This is a genomic window from Pseudarthrobacter sp. NPDC092202 (assembly GCF_044755505.1).
Taxonomy (GTDB): Bacteria; Actinomycetota; Actinomycetes; order Actinomycetales; family Micrococcaceae; genus Arthrobacter.
Window position 1 is genome coordinate 400,991 of sequence record NZ_JBIVRG010000001.1, and the last position, 23,479, is coordinate 424,469.

Here is a 23,479-nt window from a genome sequence, read left to right on the forward strand (position 1 = left end):
CCCTTGAAGGAATCGGACCTGGTGCGGTGCCCCGGGCAGGTGCATCTAGACTCGTGCATGCGCGGCTGTCCCGGCTGCGGCGCAACGTAGTGGGGAGGGGATGGATATGCCGACGACGGCGCGATGGCCCGGCGGGGCCAGGCGGCGGGTGGTGCAGGTGCTGGCAGCCGCCCTTGGAGCTGTGCTGGCCGGCGGCTGCAGCGTGGACGTGCCGGACCCTGCGGCTCCGCAACCCGTCTCCAGTACGCCGGAGCTGGCCACGCCCACCATCACCCCAGGCCACGACGCTGCTGCGGTGGCCGCGCAGGATCTTCCCTTTACCGCCGGCGGCAGCCTGGCTCCCGGCAAGCCCATAGGCATCGCGGACGGGCTGAAGGAGGCGCCGGGATGGAAGGCCGCCGGCGGCAGCGTGGGCGGCGAAGCCCGGTACGTGAAGGGGGACGGTTGCCTCGTGGCTGCCAAGGTGCGCACCAACCAGGCCGCCCTGGTCCGGGGTGACGACAGGGAATCCACCGTTGCACTTTTTGAGTATCTGGACCCGTCCATCCTGCCCGGCTACCTGAAGGCGGAGACCCTGCGGTGGGGCGGGGACCCGGAAGGGCCCGGCAGGACTGTCGAGGTCCTGGCCCTGGAGCAGGCAGCCCAGCCGGCAGGAAGGGCAACTGCAGTGCTGGCCCGGCTGTTTGCTACGGCCGGTTCGTCCGTCTATATCTCCCTCTCGTGCCCCGACGCTGCCGCGCTCGCAGCTGCGAGGGCCGACGTCGCCCGTTTCCTGCCGCTGATCCCGCCGTCCGCCTAGCAGCCGGACGGCATCAGCCCGGCAGGCGGGCCGGTAGAATTGTGGCGTGCCCGTTTACCTCGATCATGCAGCAACCACCCCCCTTGCACCTGAGGCGCTGGCCGCGCTGACCCGAGAACTGGCCCGCACCGGCAACCCGTCATCGCTGCACGGTTCCGGCCGGCGGGCCCGCCGAGCCGTGGAGGATGCCCGGGAGGCCGTTGCTGCTGCCGCTGGGGCACATCCGTCGGAAGTCATTTTCACGTCGGGTGGCACGGAGTCGGACAACCTGGCCGTAAAGGGGCTGTACTGGTCCCGCGTGGCAGGGATGCCCGCACGGCGCCGCATCCTGTGCTCCGCCGTCGAACACCACGCGGTCCTGGACACCGTGGAATGGCTGGAACGGCACGAAGGCGCGGAGGTCGTGTGGCTGCCGGTGGACAGCTACGGAGTGGTGGACCTCGCTATCCTCGAAGGGGAACTGTCCCGTGAGCCGGACACCATTGCCCTGGTCACTGTCATGTGGGCCAACAACGAGGTAGGCACTGTCCAGCCCATCACCAGGATCGTGGAGTTGGCGCACGCCGCCGGCGTCCCCGTGCACTCGGACGCGGTCCAGGCGTTCGGCTCGCTCCCCGTGGATTTCAAAGCCTCAGGCCTGGACGCCATGTCCATTTCCGGCCACAAGATCGGCGGACCGGTGGGGGTGGGCGCACTCCTGCTGGGCCGTTCAGTGAAACTGACCCCTGTCCAGCACGGCGGAGGCCAGGAACGTGACGTCCGCTCGGGCACCCTGGACACCGCCTCCATAGCAGCCTTCGCAGCTGCCGCGGAGAAGGCCGCAGCCACCCTGGGCGCCGAGTCCGAACGCATCGCGGGCCTGCGCGACAAGCTGATCGACGGTGTCCTGGAACGGATTCCGGAAGCAGTCCTGCGCGGACCTGCCGGGGACGGCCGGCTCCCCGGCAACGCGCACTTCACCTTCACCGGGTGCGAGGGCGATTCCCTGCTGTTCCTCCTGGACCTGGCCGGCGTGGAGTCGTCCACCGGTTCGGCCTGCACAGCGGGTGTGCCCAGGCCTTCGCACGTTCTGCTGGCCATGGGCCTGGACGAGGAGACGGCCCGCGGCGCGCAGCGCTTCACCCTGGGCCATGCTTCCGTGGAGGGCGACGTCGACGCCCTCCTGGCCGCACTGCCTGATGCCTACGCACGGGCCCGCCAGGCGGGAATGGCCGGGCATGAGTCCAGCATCCAGACCGCAGGAACCCTCGCCCGCCGGGCCCCCGGCGGCGGCTGAAGGAGCCCCGCCTCACGGAACCTGGGGCAGGGGCCGTAGAATAGATAGGCAAGGATCGTTTCGGGGAGCCTGCCTTCCTGTAATCCAGTGCGTCCGCCGGCACCGGCCAGAGCCGGACCTTCCCCAACAGAAAGCCACCATGCGAGTTCTAGCAGCCATGAGCGGCGGAGTCGATTCCGCCGTTGCCGCCGCCCGCGCCGTCGAGGCGGGGCACGACGTCGTCGGCGTCCACCTGGCGCTCTCACGCATGCCCGGAACGCTGCGCACCGGAAGCCGCGGCTGTTGCACCATCGAGGACTCCCGCGATGCCTGGCGCGCATGCGACGTCCTGGGCATCCCGTACTACGTCTGGGATTTCTCCGAACGGTTCAAGGAAGACGTCGTCCAGGACTTCATCGATGAGTACGCGGCCGGCCGCACCCCCAACCCCTGCATGCGGTGCAACGAGCGGATCAAGTTTGCCGCACTCCTGGAAAAGGCCATCGCCCTGGGGTTTGATGCTGTATGCACCGGACACTATGCCAAGGTCATCGAGGATGCCGACGGCAACCGCGAGCTCCACCGTGCTGCGGATTGGGCGAAGGACCAGAGCTATGTCCTGGGCGTCCTGACGCACGAGCAGCTCAAACACTCCATGTTCCCGCTGGCCGACACCCCCTCCAAGGCTGAAGTGCGTGCGGAAGCCGAGCGCCGGGGGCTCTCGGTGGCCAACAAGCCGGACAGCCACGACATCTGCTTCATTCCCGACGGCGACACCGCAGGATGGCTCGCCGAAAAAATCGACATGTCCACCGGGGACATCGTGGACGAAACCGGCACGAAGGTCGGGGAGCACCCGGGTGCCAACGCCTTCACCGTGGGCCAGCGCCGCGGTTTGAAACTGGGCACACCCGCAGCCGACGGCAAGCCCCGGTTCGTCCTGGAGATCCGGCCCAAGGAGAACAAGGTGGTGGTGGGCCCCGAGGCCCTGCTGGCGATCGACGAAATCCGGGGCATCAAGGTCTCCTGGGCAGGACTGCCCATCAGGGAAGTCGAAACCGGCGAGGAGTTCGACTGCTACGCCCAGGTCCGGGCGCACGGCGACCCCGTCCCCGCGACGGCCCGCATGGAGACGGCCGGGCATTCAACTGGGCAGCTGGTGGTCCGGCTGACAGACCCCCTCCGCGGGGTGGCGCCCGGGCAGACTGTTGTCCTCTACCAGGGCAGCCGGGTGCTGGGCCAGGCGACGATTGACGCTGCCCGCTCGCTTCAGCGCGCCGAGCTCTAATCCATCAGTACAACAACACCACCCCGGTTCCGCCGGGGCGGTGTTGTTGGTTGTGCCGCCGGTTCCCGGGCGCTGCAGAGCAATCAGGTAAATTTTGTGTCTCAACTCACAAAATGGGCCGGTCTGAGTGTTGACTCTCTGATTGAATCTAGGCATCAGCACCGCGCGCTTCCCGCCTGAGCAAATGCACCCATCAGCGGTCGGCGGGCGCGCACTCATCGAACAGAAAGTTCACAGATGACGAAGAGCAATAAAGCACTGCACGGCGCAATCGCGCTGGCAGGCGTTTCCGCCCTCGCACTGACGGCCTGCACGGGCCCCTCAGGCGGAGGCGGCGGGACCTCGACCGGCGATGCAGGGGGTGGTGCCATCACGTACGGCACCACGGACAAAGTGGTCACCCTGGATCCGGCCGGGTCCTACGACGGCGGATCCTTCATGGTCATGAACCAGATCTATCCCTTCCTGCTCAACTACAAGCCCGGCACCGCCGATGCCGCCCCGGACATCGCCGAGTCGGCTTCCTTCACCAGCCCCACTGAATACACGGTGAAGCTCAAGCCCGGCCTGAAATTCGCCAATGGCAACACGCTGGATTCCTCCGACGTGGTGTTCTCGTTCAACCGGGTCAAATCGATCGATGACCCCAACGGGCCGGCGTCCCTGCTCTCCAACATGGAGAAGATCGAGGCGACGGACGCCAACACCGTGGTGTTCACCCTTGCCGCCGGCAACGACCAGGTGTTCCCGGGCGTCCTCGCTTCCAACCCGGGCCCGATCGTGGACGAGGAAGTCTTCCCGGCAGACAAGATCATGGACGACGACGCCATCGTCGCGGCCAAACCCTTCGCCGGCCAGTACACCATCGAAAGCTACAAGAAGAACGAACTGGTGAGCTTCAAGCCCAACCCGGATTACCAGGGGATGCTGGGTGCTGCGGCCAACGACGGTGCCACCCTCAAGCACTACGCTGACCCGAACAACCTGAAGCTCGACGTCCAGCAGGGCAACATCGACGTCGCCGGGCGGATCCTTACCGCGACCGACGTCGCAGACCTCGAGAGCGACGACAAGGTGAAGGTCCACAAGGGCCCCGGCGGGGAACTGCGCTACATGGTGTTCAACTTCGACACCATGCCGTTCGGTGCGAAGACCCCGGAAGCCGATCCCGCCAAGGCCCTCGCCGTACGCCAGGCCATAGCCCACCTGGTTGACCGCGACGTCATTGCCTCGCAGGTCTTCAAGGACACCTACACCCCGGTCTACTCCTATGTGCCCAAGGAATTCGAAGGCGCAACGGAGCCGCTGAAGAGCCTTTACGGCGACGGCAGCGGCAAGCCGAGCCTGGACAAGGCAAAGCAGGTCCTGGCCGACGCCGGCATCACCTCGGTGGTCGACGTGAAGCTGCAGTACACGGACCGCTACGGCACCTCCGCGGCCGATGAATACGCCCTGGTCAAGGAACAGCTCGAAAAGTCAGGGCTCTTCACCGTCGACCTCAAGTCCACCGAATGGACCACCTACACCAAGGAACGCCGGGCCGACGCGTACCCCGTGTACCAGCTGGGCTGGTTCCCGGACTATTCGGACGCGGACAACTACCTGACGCCGTTCTTCATCCCGGGCAACTTCCTCGGCAACCATTACGAGAACCCGGCCGTGACGGACATTGTCAAGAAGCAGCTGGTCACCGCGGACAAGGCGGAGCGGAGCGAACTCCTGGGCGAGGCCCAGGAAGCCATCGCCAAGGACCTTTCCACGCTGCCGCTGCTGCAGGGTGCCCAGGTCATGGTGGCCGGAACGGATGTCCAGGGAGTGGAAAAGACCCTCGATGCCTCGTTCAAGACCCGTCTTGGCGTGATGTCCAAGTAGGTCCACCGCACATCCGGCTCTGACCGCACACGGGGCGGGACACGGTGCACCTGATGCCAGGTGCACGTGTCCCGCCCCGCGTGCTGGTCGGGAAGCGGTGCCGGCCCACCGCGGGCACCGCAAAGACAACCTGAGGCACCCATGACTACATTGATCGACGCGCCACCCACTGACGCGGACGGCCTGCTCCCGGCGGCCAAAAAATCTTCCGGCGGCGGACTGGGACAATACATCCTGGTCCGTTTCCTGCTGATCTTCCCCACCATCTTCATCCTGGTCACCATGGTCTTCTTCCTGATGAGGATCACCGGTGACCCCATCACCGCAGCCATGGGCGGGCGCCTGCCGGCGGACCAGCTCCAGGACAGGATCCAGGCCGCCGGCTACGACCGGCCCATCCTGGTCCAATATTTCGAGTACCTCGGCCAGCTGGCCACCGGCAACTTCGGACGGACGCTCACGGACAACCGCGCCGTCGTCGAAATGCTCACCACCTACGGTTCGGCCACCCTTGAGCTGAGCATCAACGCGCTGCTCGTCGCCCTCCTGGTCGGCATTCCCCTGGGCATGGTGGCCGCCCACCGCCGGGACAAGGCACCGGACGCCGTCCTGCGCGTCTTCGCCATTCTTTGCTACGCAACCCCTGTGTTCTTCGCCGGCATGCTCCTGAAGCTGACCTTCTCCGTCTGGCTCGGCTGGCTGCCGGTGGCAGGGCGGGCAAAGACGTCCAGCGAACTTGCCCTGACGTCCCTGGAAGCGCCCACCGGAATCTACTGGCTCGACGCGCTTCGAAGCGGCAACATGGCCGCCCTCGGAGACGTCATGGCCCACGCCGTGCTGCCCGCGGTGGCATTGGGGCTGCTGACAGCCGGCATTTTCCTCCGCCTCGTCCGGACCAACGTCATCGGCACACTCGGCAGGGACTACATTGAGGCAGGCCGGTCCAGGGGTGTCAGCGAATACCGCCTGGTCACCAAGCACGCCTACAAGCCAGCCCTGATACCCATCATCACGGTGATGGGCCTGCAAATAGCAGTGATGCTCGGCGGCGCGGTGCTGACCGAAAAGACGTTTGAGTGGAAGGGCCTGGGATTCCAGCTCGCCAATTACCTCACGGCCCGTGACTTCGTGGCCGTCCAGGGCATCGTGGTGCTGCTCGCCATCATCGTGGCCATGACCAACTTCATCGTGGACATCATCGCCGCGCTGATCGATCCCCGCGTGAGGTACTGACCATGAGCATTCCGGCCGTTCCCGTCCCGATGGAAAGCCCGCGGGCCCCTTGGTACCGCCGCCTTCCGGTGGTCTCGCACTACAACAAAAGCGTCGGCCTCCAGCGCGGCATGCTGGTGGCCGGACTGATCCTCACCGGCCTGTTCGTCCTAACGGCGCTTTTCGCACCGCTGCTGGCACCGTACGGTTTCTCGCAGCTTTCCGACGCCGACGGCAACTTCCCCACGCAGCAGGCCCCCGGAGGCAAACACCTCCTGGGGACGACAGTGGGCGGCTACGACGTCCTGTCCCGGGTCATCTGGGGGGCGCAGACGGCGATCCTGGTGATCGTCGTCGCCGTGACCATGTCAATCGTCATCGGCGTCGTCCTTGGCCTGGTCAGCGGCTACCTCGGCGGGTGGCTTGACCGGATCCTGGTGGTCATCGCCGATGCCGTGTACGCCTTTCCCTCGCTGCTGGTGGCCATTGTCATGGCCATCGTCATCAGCGGCGGACAATCCAGCCTCACCGGCGGCATCTTCGCTGCCGGCACTGCCATCACGCTGGTCTTCATTCCGCAGTATTTCCGGGTCATCAGGGCAGAGACCGTCAGGCTGAAGGCTGAGCCGTTCGTGGAGTCCGCCAAAGTGGTGGGAGCGTCCAACATCCGCATCATGACCCGCCATATCTACCGCAACGCCACCCGGACACTGCCGCTGATCTTTACCCTGAACGCTTCCGAAGCCATCCTCACCCTGGCTGGCCTCGGCTTCCTCGGCTTCGGCATCGAACCCAGTTCCGCGGCGGAGTGGGGCTTCGACCTCAACAAGGCGCTCGCCGACACCACGTCCGGCATCTGGTGGACGGGCCTGTTTCCCGGCCTGGCCATCGTGCTGACCGTGGTGGGCCTGACCCTGGTGGGCGAGAGCATCAACGACCTGAACGATCCGCGCCTCCGCGGCCGCAAGAGCACGGGGAGCAGCTCCCCGGCGCCGGTGGACAGCGCCGGGATCGCAACCGAAGTGAGGACATCATGACCGTCAACATCGATCCGCTGTCCGGGCGGAACTCCAACGGGGAGCCCGACGACGGCCGTCCCGTTCTCGACATCGACCACCTCCAGGTCACGTTCGCCACTGACGGTGGGCCAGTCCATGCAGTCAAGGACGTCAGCCTGGAGGTCCGGAAGGGGGAGGTACTGGCGATCGTAGGGGAGTCCGGATCCGGCAAGACTGTCACCGCCAAGACCATTCTGGGCCTTCTTCCCGAAACGGCCAGCAGTTCCGGGGCGGTGGTGATCAACGGGGCCGACGTCATCAGCGTCAGCGCGGCACGGCTGCGCCAGATCCGCGGCCGGGACGTTGCCATGGTGTTCCAGGAACCGTCCACCGCGCTGAACCCGGTGTTCACCGTGGGCTGGCAGATCGCAGAAGGCATCCGGGCCCATGCAGGCAGCGACGGGAAGCGGGTCCCGGCCAAAGAAGCCAAATCCCGGGCCATCGAGGCGCTGCGCAAGGTGGGCATCCCCGATCCGGAACACCGGGTCAACTACTACCCGCACCAGTTCTCCGGCGGCCAAAAGCAGCGGGTGGTTATCGCTGCGGCGCTGGCCCTGAACCCCGGGCTGATTGTCGCCGACGAGCCCACCACTGCCCTGGACGTTACCGTCCAGGCGGAAATCCTGGAACTGCTCCGGGACCTGCGGGACAAGTACGGTACGTCCATTGTGCTCATCACGCACAACATGGGGGTGGTGGCGGACCTCGCTGACCGCGTGGTGGTGATGTACCAGGGGGACGTGGTGGAGGAAGCCCCGGCCCGGACCCTGTTCGCAGAACCGCGGCAGGACTACACCCGGGCTCTCCTTGCTGCGGTTCCCCACCTCGGGCGGAACTCCGCCTCCGGAGGGCTCAGCAGCCGGGCCCACCAGGATGAGGAAATCCTGGTGGAGGCCAACAACCTGTCCATCGAGTACCCGGGCAGGCTGGGAACGCCCGCCTTCAAGGCCGTGGACCGGGTCAGCTTCACCCTGTCCCGGGGTGAGGTGTTCGGGCTGGTCGGGGAATCCGGCTCCGGGAAGACCACCATCGGACGCGCCATTGCCGGGCTGAACCGGACCACGGGCGGCAGCCTGAAAGTGCTCGGGTACGAGATGCTGAACCTCAAGGAACGCACCTTCAAACCGCTCCGCAAGGACATCGGTTTTGTGTTCCAGGACCCTGCTGCCTCCTTCAACCCGCAACTGACCATCGGGGACTGCATCGCAGAACCCATGGTCATCCACACAAAGCCAAGCCCGGCGCAGGCGCGCAAACGCGTGGGCGAGCTCCTCGAATCAGTCCAGCTGCCGGCGTCGTACGCAGGACGGTACCCGCACGAACTGTCCGGCGGCCAGCGCCAGCGGGCGTCGCTGGCACGGGCACTAAGCCTGAATCCGCGGCTGCTGATAGCCGATGAGCCAACGTCGGCTTTGGACGTTTCGGTGCAGGCCAAGGTCCTGGAACTGTTCAGGGACATCCAGCAGGAGTTTGGCTTCGCCTGCCTGTTCATCAGCCACGACCTCGCGGTGGTGGACACGCTGTCCTCGTGGGTGGGCGTCCTGTACAAAGGCCGGCTGGTGGAGCAGGGGATCGGCAGCCAGGTGATGGGAAACCCGCAGCACGATTACACGCGGCGGCTCATCGCGTCCCTGCCGGTGCCCGATCCGGATGAACAGGCGAGGCGGAGGGAAGCGCACCGCGCGCTGCTTGGCATCTGAGCGCTAAGCCGCAGGCCGGCGTTGGGACTCTAAGCGCCGGTGCCGGATACCGGCACCGGCGCTTAACACCCGGATGATTCCGGTGCCTGCCCATAGACTTGAAACATGACGCAGCACAACCTTCACACCCCTGACTCCGATGACTACGACCCCTCAGCCAGTTCGCTGGCGGACCAGGTGGACCAGTCGGTGATGGCTGAACTGCTCTCCATCCGTTCGAGCATCGACAACATTGATGCCACCCTGGTTTACCTGCTGGCGGAGCGCTTCAAGGCCACCCAGAAGGTGGGCTTCCTCAAGGCCGCCCACCGGCTGCCCGCCGGGGATCCCGGCCGCGAGGCCGCGCAGATCGCCAGGCTTCGCCGCCTTGCCGAGGACGCCCACCTGGACCCGGCCTTTGCCGAGAAGTTCCTCAACTTCATCATTGGCGAAGTCATCAGGCACCACGAGGCCATCGCCGAAGACCATGAGGCTGCCTCGGGCCAGCACCCGCAGGCATCAGCCCTCGCGTGAGCATGGTTGAAAGGCATGAATTCCGCGCCGGCACTTCGTCGCAGGCGCCGGCTCCACCCCGTGAAGTAACGGCCACCGCGCTGGGACCGTGGCCGGGCGAAGACCCCGTCGAGGCGGCCAGGATCATCCGGGGCGAACTCGGCAGCCCGCACCTGCCGTTCCTCGCCGAACTGCCGGACCGCGGAGTTGGGTCCGATGCCCTGGGGCGCACGGCCTCCCTCCTTGCGGAGCTGGCCGTTGACGTCCAGCCGTATGGGTGGCGGCTGGTTGACCGTCCCGGCAAGGACTTCCGCCGCGCCGCGTCAGCCCTGGCGACGGACATCAACGTCCTTGCGGACGTGGCCGGTGCCGAGGAGAACCCTGCCACGGAGATCAAGGTCCAGCTGGTAGGGCCGCTGAGCCTGGCGGCGGGGCTCCACCTGCACAACGGCGAGCGGGCACTCCTCGACTACGGTGCCCGGCGGGACCTTGCAGCCTCGCTTGCCGCCGGGGTAGGGGCATACCTCTCCCGGGTGGCGGCCGCCGTGCCGGGCGCGCGCCTGGTAGTCCAGATGGACGAACCGGACATTGCCGCGGTGCTGGCCGGCACCATTCCAACCTCCAGCGGCTACCGTACCCTCCGGGCGGTGCCGGTATCCGAAGCACGCGAATCATGGCGGGTGGTCCTTGACGCCCTGCGGGCCGCGGGTGCCGTCGAAACAGTCATTTCTGTTCCGGAGGTGGAGGCGCCCTTCGAGCAGATCCTGGCTGCCGGGGCGGACGGCATCGCTGTTCCGCTGAAGGCCTTGACCTCGCGGCAGTGGGAGCAGCTGGCTGGAGCAGCGGAATCCGGCGCACGCCTCTGGCTCGGCGCGCTGGAGGCAGGCGGCGGGCCGCTGCCCAAGGTCGCTGAATCAGCGGAGGCAGTGTGGCGGCCCTGGCGGCAGCTGGGGCTGCCGGCAGACACTCTGGCCTCCATCCGGGTGACACCCTCGGCCGGGCTTGCCGGCGGCTCTCCATCGCAGGCCACCGCCGTGCTGGGCAGGCTCACCCAGCTTGCGGACGGGCTAAACCAGCTCGCCCAGGGCTAGCCGGCGCGGCTTCCGCCAGGGGTTTGTCAGACCCGGTTCTCCCAGCGGTCCGGCTGCGCGTAGCGTGGCAGGAAGCTGTGGGCTGAACTGCCGCCGGTGTAGGGGCGCAGCCGGTAGTCGAAACTGCCGGCGTAGACCAGGACCAGCCCGATCTGCGGCTGGATGACCTTCACCTGTATCCGGTGCTTTCCGGCGGGTCCTTCTGCCGGGTCCCACCACTGTTCGGCGTAGGCTTTGGCGTCCAGGGCGGCAGGAAGCGGAATGCGCAGGGGGCCCAGGAGGAGCCGTGATGCTTCCGATACGCCCCGCAGCCTGCCCTCCGCCGTGACGCTCAGGTTCAGGTCGGTGACCAGCCGCCGGTACCGGCCCACGTAATCCACCAGCTGGGGCGCTCCGTCCCGGCGGGTGGCGCTTGTGGTGTCCTGGAAGATGCGGGTGCGCCCCGGGAACCGGATCTCACGGCGCGCCGTAAGGCTGGAGCGGCCAAAGGGGTCCTGGTGGGCGTGGTTTTCGATGCGGAACGGAATATTTTCGCCGTACTCGGGAAAGAACGCTTCCTCCCCGCTGGTGAGCCGCAGCAAAGGCCGTAGCCACTCCTGCCGGCAGCCCACGACGTCGAACGTTCCTTCACCGACGCCGTACCGGCCCGAGCCGGGCACCAGGGAAAAGTAGTCCTGCAGCTCGGGCTGCAGGCGCGAAAAGTCCGCGCCGAGGGCCTGCTGGTAGATGGGACTGTTCATGGGAACCTCCTGCTGGGAATGTGGCTGGAACAAGGTGCTGTGGTTTCACAATGTACCGGCAGCCTTGAGCCTGATGTACATGTCCGCCAGCCGGGGCGGCAGCTGGTGGGGTTCGGCATCCACCACTGACACGCCGTGCCGCCGGAGCTCTGCGCTGATCGCCGCACGCTGCAGGAGCGCCCGTTCTGCCGCTGCGGCCCGGAAGACACCGGTGGCGTCGTCGCGTTCCCCAAGCATGGTTCCCAGCTGCGGGTCCCGGACCGCCGCAACCACCACCACATGCTGCCGGGCCAGCTGGGCCGCAACGGGAAGCAGGCCTTCCTCGGGTGCGCCGCCGTCCAGCGACGTGAGCAGCACAACGAGGGACCGGTGCGCGGACACGGCGCGGACCTGCGCCGGGACGGCCGGCCAGTCCATCTCGATGAGGTCGGGCTCAAGCGGTGCCATGGCCTGGACCATCTGTCCCAGGAGGTTTCCCTGCCCGCCGGACCCTGCCCGGGTGCGTGTCCGGCGGTCAAAGGCAAGGAAATCCACCCGGTCCCCGCCGCGCTCCGCGAGGACGCCCAGCAGGAGCGCCGCTTCCATGCCGGTATCCAGGCGGGTTTCGTCGTCGATCCTGGCTGCGGACGTCCTCGAGGTATCAAGAACCATGACCACACGGCGGTCGCGTTCCGGCCGCCACGTGCGTACCACCACCGCGGACCGGCGTGCCGTGGCCCGCCAGTCAATCGACCGGACGTCGTCGCCGCGGACGTAGTCCCGCAGGGAATCGAACTCGGTGCCCGCCCCGCGGATCTGTACCGCGGCCTCGCCGTCGAGCTCGCGCAGTTTCCGCAGCTTGGACGGCAGGTGCCGGCGGGAGTGGAAAGGAGGCAGCACCCGCAGCGACCCGGGGCAATCGATGGTCCGCTGGCGCGCAGCCAGCAGCAGGGGGCCGAAAGACCGGAGTGTGACGTGCGGTGCCCGCAGGTCTCCGCGCCGGACGGGCCGCAGCCGGACGGTGACGCGCCTGCCCTCGCCGGCCGGAACCTCAACGTCCTGGACCGGATTCTCCGCTCCGGCCGAGGGTTGCCAGGCATCGCGCAGGACTCCGCGGAGCCGGCGGCCGCCGTCGTTCCGGACTTTCAGCCCGGCGGCCACGGCCGCATGCAGCGTAACGTTTCCGGGCTCCGTGCGCTGGACGCTGACCGTCCGCAGCGGAGCCGCTGCCAGAAGGTCGACGGCGGCAAGAACCGTCAGCAGCCCGGCCACCAACAGCACCGTTCCCCAGCCGGGCAGCACCAGGACCGGCACCACACCCAGCAGAACCAGGAGCACGAAACGGCCGGAGATGGCCATCAGCGGGGCACGGGAACGGAAGCCAGGATGCTGCCCAGCACGTCATCCACCCGGACCCCGTCCATCTGGGCTTCCGGCTGGAGCGCCACGCGGTGCCGCAGGCAGGGGAGGGCGAGGGCCTTGACATCGTCCGGGGTGACAAAGCTCCGGCCTGACAGCCAGGCCCAGGACCTGGACGTGTTCAGCAGGGCAGTGGCCCCACGGGGCGAGACTCCCAGCAGGAAGGACGGGGCAGAGCGGGTGGCCCGCACCAGGTCCACGATGTAAGCGATGATTTCCGGCTCCACCGCCACCGAAGCCACCGCCTGCCGGGCTTTGGCCAGGTCTGCCGCGCCCGCTACTGCGCGGACCCCGGCCGCTGTGAGGTCCCGCGGATCAAAGCCGGCAGCATGGCGCCGGATGACTTCCATTTCATCCTGGCGTCCGGGCAGCGGCATGGTCAGCTTGAGGAGGAAGCGGTCCAGCTGTGCTTCGGGCAGGGGATAAGTGCCTTCGTACTCCACCGGGTTCTGGGTGGCAGCCACGAGGAAAGGTGCGGGCAGTGGACGGGACACCCCGTCCACTGAAACCTGCCGTTCCTCCATGGCCTCGAGCAGGGATGCCTGCGTCTTGGGCGGCGTGCGGTTGATCTCGTCCGCCAGCAGGATGTTGGTGAATACCGGCCCTTCGCGGAACGTGAATTCTGAGGTGTGCGAGTCGTAGACCAGGGATCCCGTCACGTCACCGGGCATGAGGTCCGGCGTGAACTGCACGCGCTTTGTGTCCAGGCTCAGGGCTGCGGACAACGCACGAACAAGCAGGGTTTTTGCGACGCCCGGGACGCCCTCAAGCAGCACGTGCCCCTGGGAGAGGAGCGCAATCAGCAGCCCCGTGACGGTGGCGTCCTGCCCCACCACGGCCTTGGCTACCTCGTGCCGCACGTCCAAAAGGGCCTGCCGGGCGGAATCGTGGTCCATGTGGTCCAGGACCCGGGGGCTGCTGCCTTGCTCGCTCATCGGCTCTTGACTTCTTTCTCTAGGGTGTCCAGCTCGCGCGACCAGGCCACAAGCCTCGCCTCGGTGCCGGGACGTTCATTAACGAGTTCGCGGATATCCCGGGCCGGCCTGCCGAGGTGCTGCGCGGCTGCTTCGATGACCTGGCCGGCAGTGGCCCCTGGCCCGGTCCGCAGATGCCCGGAAAGCCGCACCAGGGTACCGGCCCGGAGGTTGTCCCGGGCCTGGTCCACGGCCCGGGAGTCTTGATAAAGCCGTGCCCGGCCCTCGGCCGTCTCCGCTGCCTTGACCACAACCGGCAAAGGCTCAAACACCAGAGGGCCAAGGCGCCTGCCACGCCAGGCTATTGCCGCCAGGGCAACCAGGACGAGCCACGGGCCAAGGAAGCGCGCCCAGTCGGGGGCCAGCTCATCCAGGCTCTCGGGCCGGCCCTCGGTTTCCAGGTCTTCAAGGGTTGGGATGTACCAAACAAGGTCCGGGGACGGGCCCAGGGTCCGGATGGCCAGCGCGGCATGCCCCAGCCTGTCCAGCTCTCCGTTACTGAAGACGGCGGTGCTGCCGACGACGATGAGCCGGCCGTCGCTGCTGGCGGCAACGAGTCCGGCACCGGAACCGTCCGGCCGGTAGCAGGACGTCCCGCCGTCGTACAGGAAGCCGGACTCCCCGGAAACCGTACCTGCGGCTTGCGGGTCAGTCAGGCTGCACCCGGGCTCCAGCACCGGAGAGGCGTCCGGCACAACTCCGGCCTGCCGGATGCCGGCATCGAGGCCGTCGAGGGTCTGCAGCCTCGGGGATACCACCACCATCCTCTGCGCGGACGCCGCCAGGTTGAGGAGACGGGGCCCGTCCAGGAAGCCGTTCCTGTCGTAGAGCAGCAGGGTGGGGGAGGAACCCGCCTGCAGCGCTGCCATGGCTGCTTCGTAGCTTCCTGCATCCTGGACCGCAACGCCGTGCCTTCCCAGGATCTGCGTGACGGCGCGGGCACCCCCGGGACCGGCGTTGTGCACCGACAACGGAACGGCGTCGCCTTTGGGACTGAGCTGAGCCCAGAGGACAAGTCCCGGCGCGGCAGCCACCACTGCGCTGAATACCGCAATTGCACGGTGCCGCCGGAGCCACCCTGTCCTGCGGAGGGGAGCCGGCTCCGCGTCGGGGCTTTCATGAAGTGTGGAAGCCGGAGTTGCGCCGGTCATGGCAGGGCCGCCGGATGCGATACTCCGAGGTCCTGGTTACTTCCGTCCTGGTGGCTTCCGTCCCGGCGGCTTTCCTGCTGGTGGTCCGGGCTGCGGATGGGCTTGAGGGCTTCGAGCGCGTCGTCCAGGCCGGCCATCGCCCGGTAGTCTGCCCCGTCCGCCGCCCTGTTTCCATAGCGGATAGCGTCGAAGGTGCCTGCCGCCCAGCCCAGGCGCTGGGCTTCGGCGCTGAAGGGAAGAGCCAGGTCCCGGGCTACTTCATCGGCCGTCCGCCCCGGCTGGGGGTCCAGGATGGTGCGGTCTTCGGCAGAGCGGACCAGGGCCCGGAAACGGTCCACGACGGCGTCTGCCCACCTTCCATTCGCTGCGGAATTTTCAGCGCGCCGCCGGTAGTCGCCCGCTGCCAGGACGCTTTCGGTACCGAACACCTCGTTAGCCTGCCGCGCCTTGTGGTTCAGGCGGGGCCTGGCAATGATCACCGCGGCCACGACGATCACTGCGATCACCACTCCAATGACGGGGCTTGGCACCGTGCTGGACGGATCGGGCGACCCGTCCAGGGACGAAAGCCAATCCAGGAAGTCCTCCCAAAGCGTCTCCACCCAAGGCGGGGCGGCGTCACGGTATTCAGGTTGCGAAAGCTCCTCTGCTGCCCAGCGTCGGGCTTCCTCGGCGCCGGGCAGCACCGGCGGTTCAGCGGCCATCCGGCCATGCCTTTGGCGCAGGCCCGGGGCCGGGGTTCCAGCCACCGGCGTACCCTCCGGTCCGGGCGGTTCCCTGGCTACGGCCCGGGATGCCGTCCGGATCCGCGCCGGACTCCATCATGCGGAGCAGCGCGATATCCAGTCCGTCCTTCCGCATCCGGAGATCCATGTAGATCAGCGCCATGACGGACGTCTGGAAGGCGTAACCCAACGCTCCTGCAAGTGCACCCAGGACTGCGGTGACGATTCCGACGCCGACGGCAATGGCTACGTCCTGCCCGGCACCACCGTGGGGTGAGAGGAAGCCCGCCATCAGCGGAGGCACAAGGCTCACCGGGATCATGACCACCTGGCTGATGACGCCCACCATGATGCCCACCACTAGGGTGATTCCAAGGATCCGCCACCAGTTGGCCCGGGTCAGTTCCCAGGACCGGCGCAGGGCGGCCAGGGCGCCCAGTTCTTCAATGACGACGGCGGCCGGGGCCACCAGAAGTTTGATGTAGATCCAAACGAACAGGGCAACAAAGCCGAGGAACATGGGGATGAGCAGCAGGATGCCTATCCGCTCCATGCTGGCTATCAGTGCGACGGTTGCCGCTGCCGGGATGAGGATGCCAAGAAGGCCGGCAACCATCAGCAGTGCCGCCAGCCGCATCAGTGCTCCCACCCGCGGCCTGGCCAGGGCCCACATCTGGCGGAAACCGGTGGGACGGTTCAGGATGGACCGCGCCACCGGCACCACCATGGCGCCCTGCAGGACTGAGGCCAGGAAGATGGTCAGGACAGCAACCAGCATGATGGCGGCAACGAAGCCCAGGCCGAGCGATGTGAGGTCGGCGGGGCTGGCGCTTTCCGCCCAGGCCTCGATGGAGCCCACCGATGTGGCTGTGGCGGCCGTAAGGACAGCCGTCAGGATGGCGGCAAGGGACTGGGCCAGGAGGGAAGCACCCAGCATGGCTTTTGCATTCCGCCTGATCGTTTGGAAGGAACCGTCCATGATCTCGCCGAACATCAGGGGGCGCAGGGCGACGATGCCCGGCTTGGGCGGAGCCACATACCGTGGCTGGCCGTAGGGGGAGCCCCCATGGGGATAGCCGGCGGGATAGCCGGCGTTGGGAGGTTGCGCCCGCGGCGGGCCCGGGTATGCCGGACCGGGCTGGCCCCACGATTGCTGCCACGCCGGCGGCCCCCAAAGGTGCTGCTGATCCGGCGGTGGACCCCAGGGTTGCTGCTGATCCGCTGGCGCGCCCCAGGGTTGCTGCCGATCCGGCGGTGGCCCCCAGGGTTGCTGCCCTCCCGAAGGCGGGTGCTGCTCCGGAGCCTGCCGCCATGCAGGCAGGCCGGGGTCGCGGGGCTCCTCCGCGTCCGAATCCTTTGGTGACACCATGTTCCTTCCCCCCATGCAGTCCGCCGTCGGCCTGGCGCCGCTTCCGCAACTCCCGCATGTCGCTCTGAACGTCCGGCGTGGCACCAGCTTATAGTTCCGGCGTCGGGCATCCTAGCGCCCGCCATGCCGGAGGGCGCTGAACAGGACAAAGCCATCCTGATAAGGGAATATATAACTATGAAGGCACGCATTCTGGTGGTAGATGATGATGAAGCGCTGGCCGAAATGATTGGAATTGTCCTTCGCAACGACGGCTTTGAGCCGGTCTTTTGCGCGGACGGCGCCCAGGCGCTCGATGTTTTCCGGTCATCGCGGCCGGACCTTGTTTTGCTGGACCTCATGCTTCCGGGCGTGGACGGCATCGAGGTCTGCCGGCAGATCCGGGGAGAGTCGGATGTGCCCATCGTCATGCTCACCGCCAAGTCGGACACGTCCGACGTCGTCCGGGGACTTGAATCCGGTGCAGACGACTACGTGCCCAAGCCTTTCAAGCCTGCCGAACTGGTGGCGCGCGTGCGGGCCCGGCTCCGCCCGGGCGACCAGAAGGCTCCGGAAACCCTGCGCATTGCCGACATCACCATCGACGTTGCCGGGCACACCGTGAGCCGGGGCAACAACCGGATTTCGCTGACGCCCCTGGAATTCGACCTCCTGGTGGCCCTGGCCCGGAAACCATGGCAGGTGTTCACCCGGGAACTGCTGCTGGAGCAGGTCTGGGGCTACCGCCATGCTGCCGACACGCGCCTCGTGAACGTCCATGTCCAGCGCCTCCGGTCCAAGATCGAACAGGATCCGGAAGCTCCGGAAGTCGTATTGACGGTGCGTGGTGTCGGCTACAAAGCAGGGGCCTGAACCCGCGGCGCAGGACGGTGCACCGGATACGGGCGCGCCCGCTCCCGCTGGGAGTTCCGCTTCCGGGCATGGCGGTGGGGCGGGCCTGCCTCCAGGGCCCGAACACACCGACGCCGTCACTGCCCGCCTCCGGCGCCTGACGTTCCGCTCCCACCTCTGGCAGCGGCGTGCCCTGATCGTCAGCCTGCGGGTCGCACGGCTGGTCAGGACCGGATTCCGGCGATTCCTGCCGGCGCTGCGGTTCATCGGCCGGTCCCTTCACCGGCGGTGGCGCCGGTCACTGCAGTTCCGGACAGTCCTCACCACGCTCCTCCTTGCCGTTACCTCCTTCGCGGTTGTGGGGGCCTACCTGTCCAACCAGATCGCCAACAACCTCTTCCAAGAGCGTCTGGCCCAGGCTGAGTCGGAGACCAGCTACCACGTCAAGCAGGTGCAGGACACGTTCGACGGCGCGCAGGTCACCGACCAGGCCAGTGTCATCACTTTGGTGTACGACACCCTGAACGCGGTGGAAGGGCGCGGCTCGGTCATCCAGCGAAGGTACGTTTTTGAGGCCATGCCGGAGCAGACCAAGCCCAGGAACCGCTGGGTCGAATCCCGGGCCTCTGACCAGCTGACTGTGAGCGTCATCCCGCCTGAACTGCGCAAGGCAGTGCAGGAGTCGGGTAAGGACCAGTACTGGGCCTCCACCGTCATTCCGGTGGGCACCGAAGACCGCCCCGGCATTGCAGTGGGGAACAAGGTGACCTTTAACGGCACCGTCTATGAGCTCTACCTCATCTACGACCTGAACTCCGCACAGCAGACCCTGGACGAGATCCAGAGCGTCCTGTGGGCCGGCGGCGCGGTGCTTGTCCTGCTGATCGGCGCCGTTGCCTGGTACGTCACCCGCAACGTGGTCAGCCCCGTCAGCCATGCCGCCATGGTGTCCGAGAAACTCGCCGCCGGCCAGCTGCAGGAACGGATGGTGGTCCGGGGCGAAGACGAAGTTGCGCGTCTGGGGGCATCCTTCAACCACATGGCAGCCAGCCTCCAGGAGCAGATCACCCAGCTGGCGACCCTCTCGCAGATGCAGCAGCGATTCGTCTCCGACGTCTCCCACGAACTGCGCACGCCGTTGACCACGGTGCGGATGGCGGCGGAAGTCCTTTACGACGCGCGGCACGACTTCGATCCCATCAATAAGCGCTCCGCCGAGCTGCTCTACAACCAGGTTGAACGCTTCCAGTCACTCTTGTCGGACCTGCTCGAAATCTCCCGCTTCGACGCCGGCGTGGCAGTGCTCGACGCCGAGGCGGAGGACATCCTGCAGGTGGTCACCCATGCCATCGAGGGCGCAGCACCGGTAGCTGCGGAATACGGTTCGGAGATCGTCCTCAGGGCGCCGGAGGGTGCCATCATCGTGGAGATGGACGCCCGGCGCATCGACAGGATCATGCGGAACCTGATCCTTAATGCGGTGGAGCACGGCGAAGGGAAGCCGGTCACTGTCACAGTTGGAGCCAGCCAGACCGCCGTCGGAATCGCCGTCCGTGACCATGGGATCGGAATGGCGCCCGCAGAGGCGGCGCGCGTCTTCGACCGTTTCTGGCGGGCCGACCCCGCACGTGCCCGAACAACCGGCGGAAGCGGCCTGGGCCTGTCCATCGCCATGGAGGACACCAAGCTGCACAACGGCTGGCTCCAGGCCTGGGGCAAGAAGGGCAGCGGGGCGAACTTCCGCCTGACGCTGCCCTTGCGCCAAGGGGAAGAAATCGACAAATCGCCGGTCCAGCTTGAGCCGGAGGACATTGTGATGCCTGGAGAACAGGGGAACGGCAACATGCTGGTCCTGGGAACACGCGCCCCGGCCGGAACAGGGCCTGCCCCCGAGGAGGGAACATGACAAGCTGCGCCAGCCGCCGGGCACAACTGTCTGCCTCCCTGCTGGTCCTCCTGCTCGTCCTGATGGCGGGCTGCGCCAGGATTCCCACGTCCGGGCCGGTGGGCAAAAGCAGTGAGGGCAGCGCGGGCAACCTCAGCGCGCCGGTGTTCCTGCCGGCGGCGCCGCAGCCGGGCGCCTCGCCAGAGACCATCATCGATTACTTCTACCGGGCCGGAAGCGGCTACGAAGACGATTACGCCGTGGCCCGCCAGTACCTGACGCAGGCCTCCTCCGTGTCGTGGAAACCGGACCAGCGTGCCCTCGTTTACCGGGAGGCGCGGGTGGTGGCGACCGCCACCGAGAACGTCTACAACTACGAGCTTGACGTCGCCTACACGGTGGACGCAGACGGCATTGCCACTCAGTCGCCGCAGGGAACGATTGAAAACATCCCAGTGACCGTCACCCAGGTGGAAGGTGAATGGAGGATCTCCGACATTCCGGACGGCACCGCCATCGCGGAGGAAACCTTCAAGGTCATCTACGGTGCCTACCCAATCTATTTCTACGACCCCTCCTTTACGTTCGCAGTCCCGGACGTCCGCTGGTTCATCAAGAACAAGACCGTCAAAGCGATGACCAGTGCATTGCTGGCGGGGCCGGCACCCTACCTGCGCGGCGCCGTCGCAAGCGCCTTTCCTTCCGGCATCAAGCTGGCCCGTGAGTCGGTCCCGGTCGTTTCCGGCGCGGCGCAGGTGGACCTCACTGCAAAAGAACTGATGGAAACGTCGCCGGAGGACAGGCTGCGGATGCAGATGCAGCTGACGTTGACTTTCCGCAGCCAGCCCGACGTCGTCAATGTCGAACTGCGGGCAAACCAGGACCTCGTGCGGGTGGAAGACGACGGATCCGTGCTTCCGCCTGTGCAGGACAAGAACGTGCCCTCCCGCCAGATAGCCATCAGCGGCAACGAGCTGGTGCGGTATGAAAACAACAGGGTTTCGCCGCTGCCCGACATGCAGCCCGTCTCCTCCCTCAACCCCAGGCTTCCCGCGGAATCTCCCGTGTCCCAGACTGCGGCCTTCCTCAATGACAGCCGCACCACCCTGTACAGCATCAGCCCCGGGCAACCGGCCCGGGCGCTCACCACGAGGAGCACCCTGAGCAGGCCGTCCTTCGGGCTTAATGAATGGGTCTGGTCGGCCGGGCCCGGAGCAACGGGGGGCACCGAAGTGGTGGCTTACCGCCCGGAGGGTATTGCCGAGGGCGCCACCGTGCCCTCCGTCACCCTGACGCCGGCCTGGCTGGCCGGGCGGACCGTCAAGGAGTTCAGGATTTCCAGGGAAGGGGTCCGTGCCCTGGTGATTTCGGAGCAGAACGGAAAGACCCGGGTGCAGGTGACCGGCATAATCCGCGGCGGCGACGGGACGCCCCGTGAGCTGACACCACCCGTTACTTTGGCAACCGGCAGCGAGCCCGACCAGGGCGCGTGGGTCTCCGACACAACAATCGCAGTCATGAAGGGGTCGGCGGCATCAAACGTGACGCCGGAGTTGCTGTCACTCGCCTCCGGGCAGCCGCAACAGCTGGCGCCCTGGCCAGGCCTCGTCGCCTTGAGCGCGGGGAACGGTCCTGAGGACATCTATGCCCAGTCAGCTGAGGGCATCTTCCAGCGACTGGGGAACGGCTGGTCACCGCAGATTAAGGGGCCTACCGATCCATCCTTTCCAGGCTGACCACCATCTGCGTGGAGCGGCGCGGGGCCCGGCAGGACCGGGCCTTGTCCACATAACGCAGGTAGGTGCTGTCCCGGAGCCGCCGGCCGGAGGACAGTCAAGGAATGGCCACCAGAGCAGGACTGCGTGACAGCGCCGGGACACCCTTGCGGCTGGACCCTGACCTGGCCCCGCCGCCCGGATACAGCGCCAGGCACCGTGCGGAGCACGGCAGCAGGGTCCTGCGCTCCCTGGACCAGCTGGCGGGCGCGGCGGCTGACCTGCTTTCCCTGGCAGTTCCCGTGGACTGCGTCTGCTGCGGTGCGGAAGACCGGGCGCTCTGCATCCGGTGCGACCGCAACATCCGGCGGCTCACCGCGAACCCGTTCCGTGCGGAGAGCGCAGCCCCGGCGCTTATGGACGTGGCGGGGACGGTGCTGCTTCCCGTGGTTGCCGCCGGCGTCTACCGCGAAGAACTTTCCCAAGCGCTGCTCTCCTTCAAAAGGCATGGCCAGCACCAGCTCAAGGGAAGCCTGGGGCGCGCGCTGGGCGGCGCGGTCCGTGCCGCTGCGGAAGGTGCAGGAGAATTCTTCCTGGTCCCCGTCCCTACCGGCGCCGCGGCGTACCTGAACCGGGGGTTCAGCCCTGTTCATTTGCTCCTGGGCGGCACGCCAGGACAGCTGCCGGGGCTGGGTGTTGCAGATGTCCTCACCAAAACACGCGGGCCGGGCCTGCTGCTGTCCGGCGGGCAGAAAGGCCTTGGCCGTGGTGCCCGGGCAAAGCGGGTGCGCGGCTCCATGCGGGTCCGCCGGCGGGCCCGGAACAAGGTCGCCGGGTACCCCTGCGTCATCGTCGACGACGTCCTGACCACCGGGGCTACGCTGGCTGAAGCAGCCCGGGCCCTTCATGCGGCCGGGGCGCAGGTGGCGGGCGCCGTCGTCCTCGCGGCGACACGCCCGCCGGACGCCGACGGCTACGCCGCAGCGGCCGCGCAGACCCGCGGAACCTGCCATGACTTAGAAAAAAATAAACCGGGAAAGGATGAATAACGGGTGCCTATGAACTAACGTCGGTGGTGGGTACCAAGAACAGAATGTACCTTTCGATGGCGGCTCGGAGAGGGGCTCGACTGTCAGGCAGATCGGCCCAGGGAAGCGCCGCCGTCGTGTCACCGAAGTCATTTGGAGGGCACCATGGAGTTTATGATCAGCGGACGAAATCTGACAGTTTCAGACCGGTTCCGCGAATACGCCGGGGAAAAGATCTCGAAAATCGAATCGCTTGGAGACAAGGTCCAGCGGGTCGATGCGAAAGTCTCCAAGGAGACCAATGCCCGGCAGACCGGCGATCAGCTGACCGTTGAGGTGACAGTCCTGGGCAGGGGGCCCGTGATCCGCGCTGAGGCCAGCGCCGCTGACAAGTTCGCAGCATTCGACCTCGCCTACAACAAGCTGCTCGAACGCCTCCGGCGCGCCAAGGACCGCAAGAAGGTCCACCATGGACGGCACACACCCAAAGCTGTCCGCGAAGCTACCGCCTCCCTCGAGCCCGCCAGCCCGAACGAGCCCCTCTACGTAGAGGCAAGCCACCGGAACGAGGCTGCTGCTGCCCCTGACGACAAGTCTCCCTACGATGTCGAAAACGACATCCCGGCCGGCAATTCCCCGGTCCTGATCCGGCGGAAAGTCTTCCCGGCCGCTTCGCTTTCCCTCGATGATGCCGTGGACAACATGGAGCTCGTTGGCCACGATTTCTACCTTTTCGTGGATAAGGCCACTAACACGCCATCGGTCGTGTACCGCCGCCGCGGCTGGACCTACGGCGTGATCACCCTGGACCACGAATGCGAACCCGGTGACACAGTGGTGGAGGAAAAAGTCCTTGCCTACCGTTCGGACGACACCCCGGCCAATGCCTAGGGTGG

The 23,479-nt window shown here is 66.9% G+C and carries 20 protein-coding genes; 14 read left to right on the forward strand and 6 right to left on the reverse strand.

Features of this window, described 5'->3' with window-relative positions; genetic code table 11:
- The first annotated feature begins 100 nt into the window (after positions 1 to 100).
- The 9 genes from ACIQF4_RS01940 to ACIQF4_RS01980 all read left to right on the forward strand — a co-directional run bounded on the left by ACIQF4_RS01940 (position 101) and on the right by ACIQF4_RS01980 (position 10,767).
- Positions 101 to 799, forward strand: a complete 699-nt coding sequence (locus ACIQF4_RS01940) for a hypothetical protein (RefSeq protein WP_400514056.1) — start codon at positions 101 to 103, stop codon at positions 797 to 799.
- A gap of 46 nt (positions 800 to 845) precedes the next feature.
- Positions 846 to 2,075 (forward strand): cysteine desulfurase family protein, encoded by a 1,230-nt coding sequence (locus tag ACIQF4_RS01945; protein ID WP_400514057.1) that lies wholly within the window; start codon positions 846 to 848, stop codon positions 2,073 to 2,075.
- Positions 2,076 to 2,214: 139 nt separating this feature from the next.
- A complete protein-coding gene (mnmA, locus tag ACIQF4_RS01950) occupies positions 2,215 to 3,342 on the forward strand; it encodes a tRNA 2-thiouridine(34) synthase MnmA (protein WP_350001804.1) in 1,128 nt (375 codons plus the stop codon).
- A gap of 237 nt (positions 3,343 to 3,579) precedes the next feature.
- Complete coding sequence (locus ACIQF4_RS01955) at positions 3,580 to 5,214, forward strand: ABC transporter substrate-binding protein (protein ID WP_350001803.1); 1,635 nt, start codon at positions 3,580 to 3,582, stop codon at positions 5,212 to 5,214.
- Positions 5,215 to 5,355: 141 nt separating this feature from the next.
- Complete coding sequence (locus ACIQF4_RS01960) at positions 5,356 to 6,447, forward strand: ABC transporter permease (protein ID WP_400514059.1); 1,092 nt, start codon at positions 5,356 to 5,358, stop codon at positions 6,445 to 6,447.
- A gap of 2 nt (positions 6,448 to 6,449) precedes the next feature.
- Positions 6,450 to 7,463 (forward strand): ABC transporter permease, encoded by a 1,014-nt coding sequence (locus tag ACIQF4_RS01965; protein WP_400514061.1) that lies wholly within the window; start codon positions 6,450 to 6,452, stop codon positions 7,461 to 7,463.
- Complete coding sequence (locus ACIQF4_RS01970; protein ID WP_400514063.1) at positions 7,460 to 9,184, forward strand: ABC transporter ATP-binding protein; 1,725 nt, start codon at positions 7,460 to 7,462, stop codon at positions 9,182 to 9,184. The genes ACIQF4_RS01965 and ACIQF4_RS01970 overlap by 4 nt, the downstream gene beginning before the upstream one ends.
- A 105-nt stretch (positions 9,185 to 9,289) precedes the next feature.
- Positions 9,290 to 9,697: a chorismate mutase gene (locus tag ACIQF4_RS01975; protein WP_231455704.1), complete on the forward strand. Its 408-nt coding sequence runs from the start codon at positions 9,290 to 9,292 to the stop codon at positions 9,695 to 9,697.
- A 2-nt stretch (positions 9,698 to 9,699) separates the two neighbouring features.
- A complete protein-coding gene (locus tag ACIQF4_RS01980; protein WP_400514357.1) occupies positions 9,700 to 10,767 on the forward strand; it encodes a hypothetical protein in 1,068 nt (355 codons plus the stop codon).
- A gap of 26 nt (positions 10,768 to 10,793) precedes the next feature.
- On the opposite strand, the gene ACIQF4_RS01985 is transcribed toward ACIQF4_RS01980, so the two are convergent.
- From ACIQF4_RS01985 to ACIQF4_RS02010, 6 genes are read right to left on the reverse strand one after another with little or no spacing between them, the layout of a single operon-like run.
- On the reverse strand, positions 10,794 to 11,507 hold the full coding sequence (locus ACIQF4_RS01985) for a DUF4166 domain-containing protein (RefSeq protein ID WP_400514065.1): 714 nt from the start codon (positions 11,505 to 11,507) through the stop codon (positions 10,794 to 10,796).
- A 45-nt stretch (positions 11,508 to 11,552) separates the two neighbouring features.
- Entirely contained in the window at positions 11,553 to 12,845 is a 1,293-nt protein-coding gene (locus tag ACIQF4_RS01990) for a DUF58 domain-containing protein (protein ID WP_400514067.1), read from the reverse strand.
- Positions 12,845 to 13,840: an AAA family ATPase gene (locus tag ACIQF4_RS01995; RefSeq protein ID WP_400514069.1), complete on the reverse strand. Its 996-nt coding sequence runs from the start codon at positions 13,838 to 13,840 to the stop codon at positions 12,845 to 12,847. The genes ACIQF4_RS01990 and ACIQF4_RS01995 overlap by 1 nt, the downstream gene beginning before the upstream one ends.
- Positions 13,837 to 15,030, reverse strand: coding sequence for a DUF4350 domain-containing protein (locus ACIQF4_RS02000; RefSeq protein WP_400514070.1), 1,194 nt, complete (start codon positions 15,028 to 15,030; stop codon positions 13,837 to 13,839). Before ACIQF4_RS02000 ends, ACIQF4_RS01995 begins: the two co-directional genes overlap by 4 nt.
- Complete coding sequence (locus ACIQF4_RS02005) at positions 15,027 to 15,734, reverse strand: DUF4129 domain-containing protein (RefSeq protein WP_400514072.1); 708 nt, start codon at positions 15,732 to 15,734, stop codon at positions 15,027 to 15,029. The genes ACIQF4_RS02000 and ACIQF4_RS02005 overlap by 4 nt, the downstream gene beginning before the upstream one ends.
- On the reverse strand, positions 15,724 to 16,791 hold the full coding sequence (locus ACIQF4_RS02010; RefSeq protein WP_400514073.1) for a hypothetical protein: 1,068 nt from the start codon (positions 16,789 to 16,791) through the stop codon (positions 15,724 to 15,726). Before ACIQF4_RS02010 ends, ACIQF4_RS02005 begins: the two co-directional genes overlap by 11 nt.
- A 510-nt stretch (positions 16,792 to 17,301) precedes the next feature.
- On the opposite strand from ACIQF4_RS02010, the gene mtrA reads away from it, so the two are divergent.
- The 5 genes from mtrA (at position 17,302) to hpf (ending at position 23,474) form a co-directional block, all read left to right on the forward strand.
- Positions 17,302 to 17,976: an MtrAB system response regulator MtrA gene (mtrA, locus tag ACIQF4_RS02015; protein WP_400514075.1), complete on the forward strand. Its 675-nt coding sequence runs from the start codon at positions 17,302 to 17,304 to the stop codon at positions 17,974 to 17,976.
- Positions 17,977 to 18,112: 136 nt separating this feature from the next.
- On the forward strand, positions 18,113 to 19,861 hold the full coding sequence (mtrB, locus tag ACIQF4_RS02020) for an MtrAB system histidine kinase MtrB (protein ID WP_400514359.1): 1,749 nt from the start codon (positions 18,113 to 18,115) through the stop codon (positions 19,859 to 19,861).
- Positions 19,858 to 21,576 carry an LpqB family beta-propeller domain-containing protein gene (locus ACIQF4_RS02025; protein WP_400514077.1) on the forward strand — a complete coding sequence of 573 codons (1,719 nt, stop codon included), beginning with the start codon at positions 19,858 to 19,860 and terminating at the stop codon, positions 21,574 to 21,576. The genes mtrB and ACIQF4_RS02025 overlap by 4 nt, the downstream gene beginning before the upstream one ends.
- A gap of 104 nt (positions 21,577 to 21,680) precedes the next feature.
- Complete coding sequence (locus ACIQF4_RS02030; RefSeq protein ID WP_400514079.1) at positions 21,681 to 22,604, forward strand: ComF family protein; 924 nt, start codon at positions 21,681 to 21,683, stop codon at positions 22,602 to 22,604.
- A gap of 144 nt (positions 22,605 to 22,748) precedes the next feature.
- Positions 22,749 to 23,474, forward strand: coding sequence for a ribosome hibernation-promoting factor, HPF/YfiA family (gene hpf / locus ACIQF4_RS02035; RefSeq protein WP_231455689.1), 726 nt, complete (start codon positions 22,749 to 22,751; stop codon positions 23,472 to 23,474).
- Positions 23,475 to 23,479 lie beyond the last annotated feature (5 nt).

Bases quoted from the DNA above. Each gene is read 5' to 3' on its own strand.
- ACIQF4_RS01940 (WP_400514056.1), top strand. From the start codon at position 101: ATGGATATGCCGACGACGGCGCGATGGCCCGGCGGGGCCAGGCGGCGG.
- mtrA (WP_400514075.1), top strand. From the start codon at position 17,302: ATGAAGGCACGCATTCTGGTGGTAGATGATGATGAAGCGCTGGCCGAA.
- hpf (WP_231455689.1), top strand. From the start codon at position 22,749: ATGGAGTTTATGATCAGCGGACGAAATCTGACAGTTTCAGACCGGTTC.
- ACIQF4_RS01990 (WP_400514067.1), bottom strand. From the start codon at position 12,845: ATGGCCATCTCCGGCCGTTTCGTGCTCCTGGTTCTGCTGGGTGTGGTG.
- ACIQF4_RS01960 (WP_400514059.1), top strand. From the start codon at position 5,356: ATGACTACATTGATCGACGCGCCACCCACTGACGCGGACGGCCTGCTC.
- ACIQF4_RS02025 (WP_400514077.1), top strand. From the start codon at position 19,858: ATGACAAGCTGCGCCAGCCGCCGGGCACAACTGTCTGCCTCCCTGCTG.
- ACIQF4_RS01970 (WP_400514063.1), top strand. From the start codon at position 7,460: ATGACCGTCAACATCGATCCGCTGTCCGGGCGGAACTCCAACGGGGAG.
- ACIQF4_RS02030 (WP_400514079.1), top strand. From the start codon at position 21,681: ATGGCCACCAGAGCAGGACTGCGTGACAGCGCCGGGACACCCTTGCGG.
- ACIQF4_RS01965 (WP_400514061.1), top strand. From the start codon at position 6,450: ATGAGCATTCCGGCCGTTCCCGTCCCGATGGAAAGCCCGCGGGCCCCT.
- ACIQF4_RS01955 (WP_350001803.1), top strand. From the start codon at position 3,580: ATGACGAAGAGCAATAAAGCACTGCACGGCGCAATCGCGCTGGCAGGC.
- ACIQF4_RS02005 (WP_400514072.1), bottom strand. From the start codon at position 15,734: ATGGCCGCTGAACCGCCGGTGCTGCCCGGCGCCGAGGAAGCCCGACGC.
- ACIQF4_RS02000 (WP_400514070.1), bottom strand. From the start codon at position 15,030: ATGACCGGCGCAACTCCGGCTTCCACACTTCATGAAAGCCCCGACGCG.
- ACIQF4_RS01985 (WP_400514065.1), bottom strand. From the start codon at position 11,507: ATGAACAGTCCCATCTACCAGCAGGCCCTCGGCGCGGACTTTTCGCGC.
- mnmA (WP_350001804.1), top strand. From the start codon at position 2,215: ATGCGAGTTCTAGCAGCCATGAGCGGCGGAGTCGATTCCGCCGTTGCC.
- ACIQF4_RS01980 (WP_400514357.1), top strand. From the start codon at position 9,700: ATGGTTGAAAGGCATGAATTCCGCGCCGGCACTTCGTCGCAGGCGCCG.
- ACIQF4_RS01975 (WP_231455704.1), top strand. From the start codon at position 9,290: ATGACGCAGCACAACCTTCACACCCCTGACTCCGATGACTACGACCCC.
- ACIQF4_RS01995 (WP_400514069.1), bottom strand. From the start codon at position 13,840: ATGAGCGAGCAAGGCAGCAGCCCCCGGGTCCTGGACCACATGGACCAC.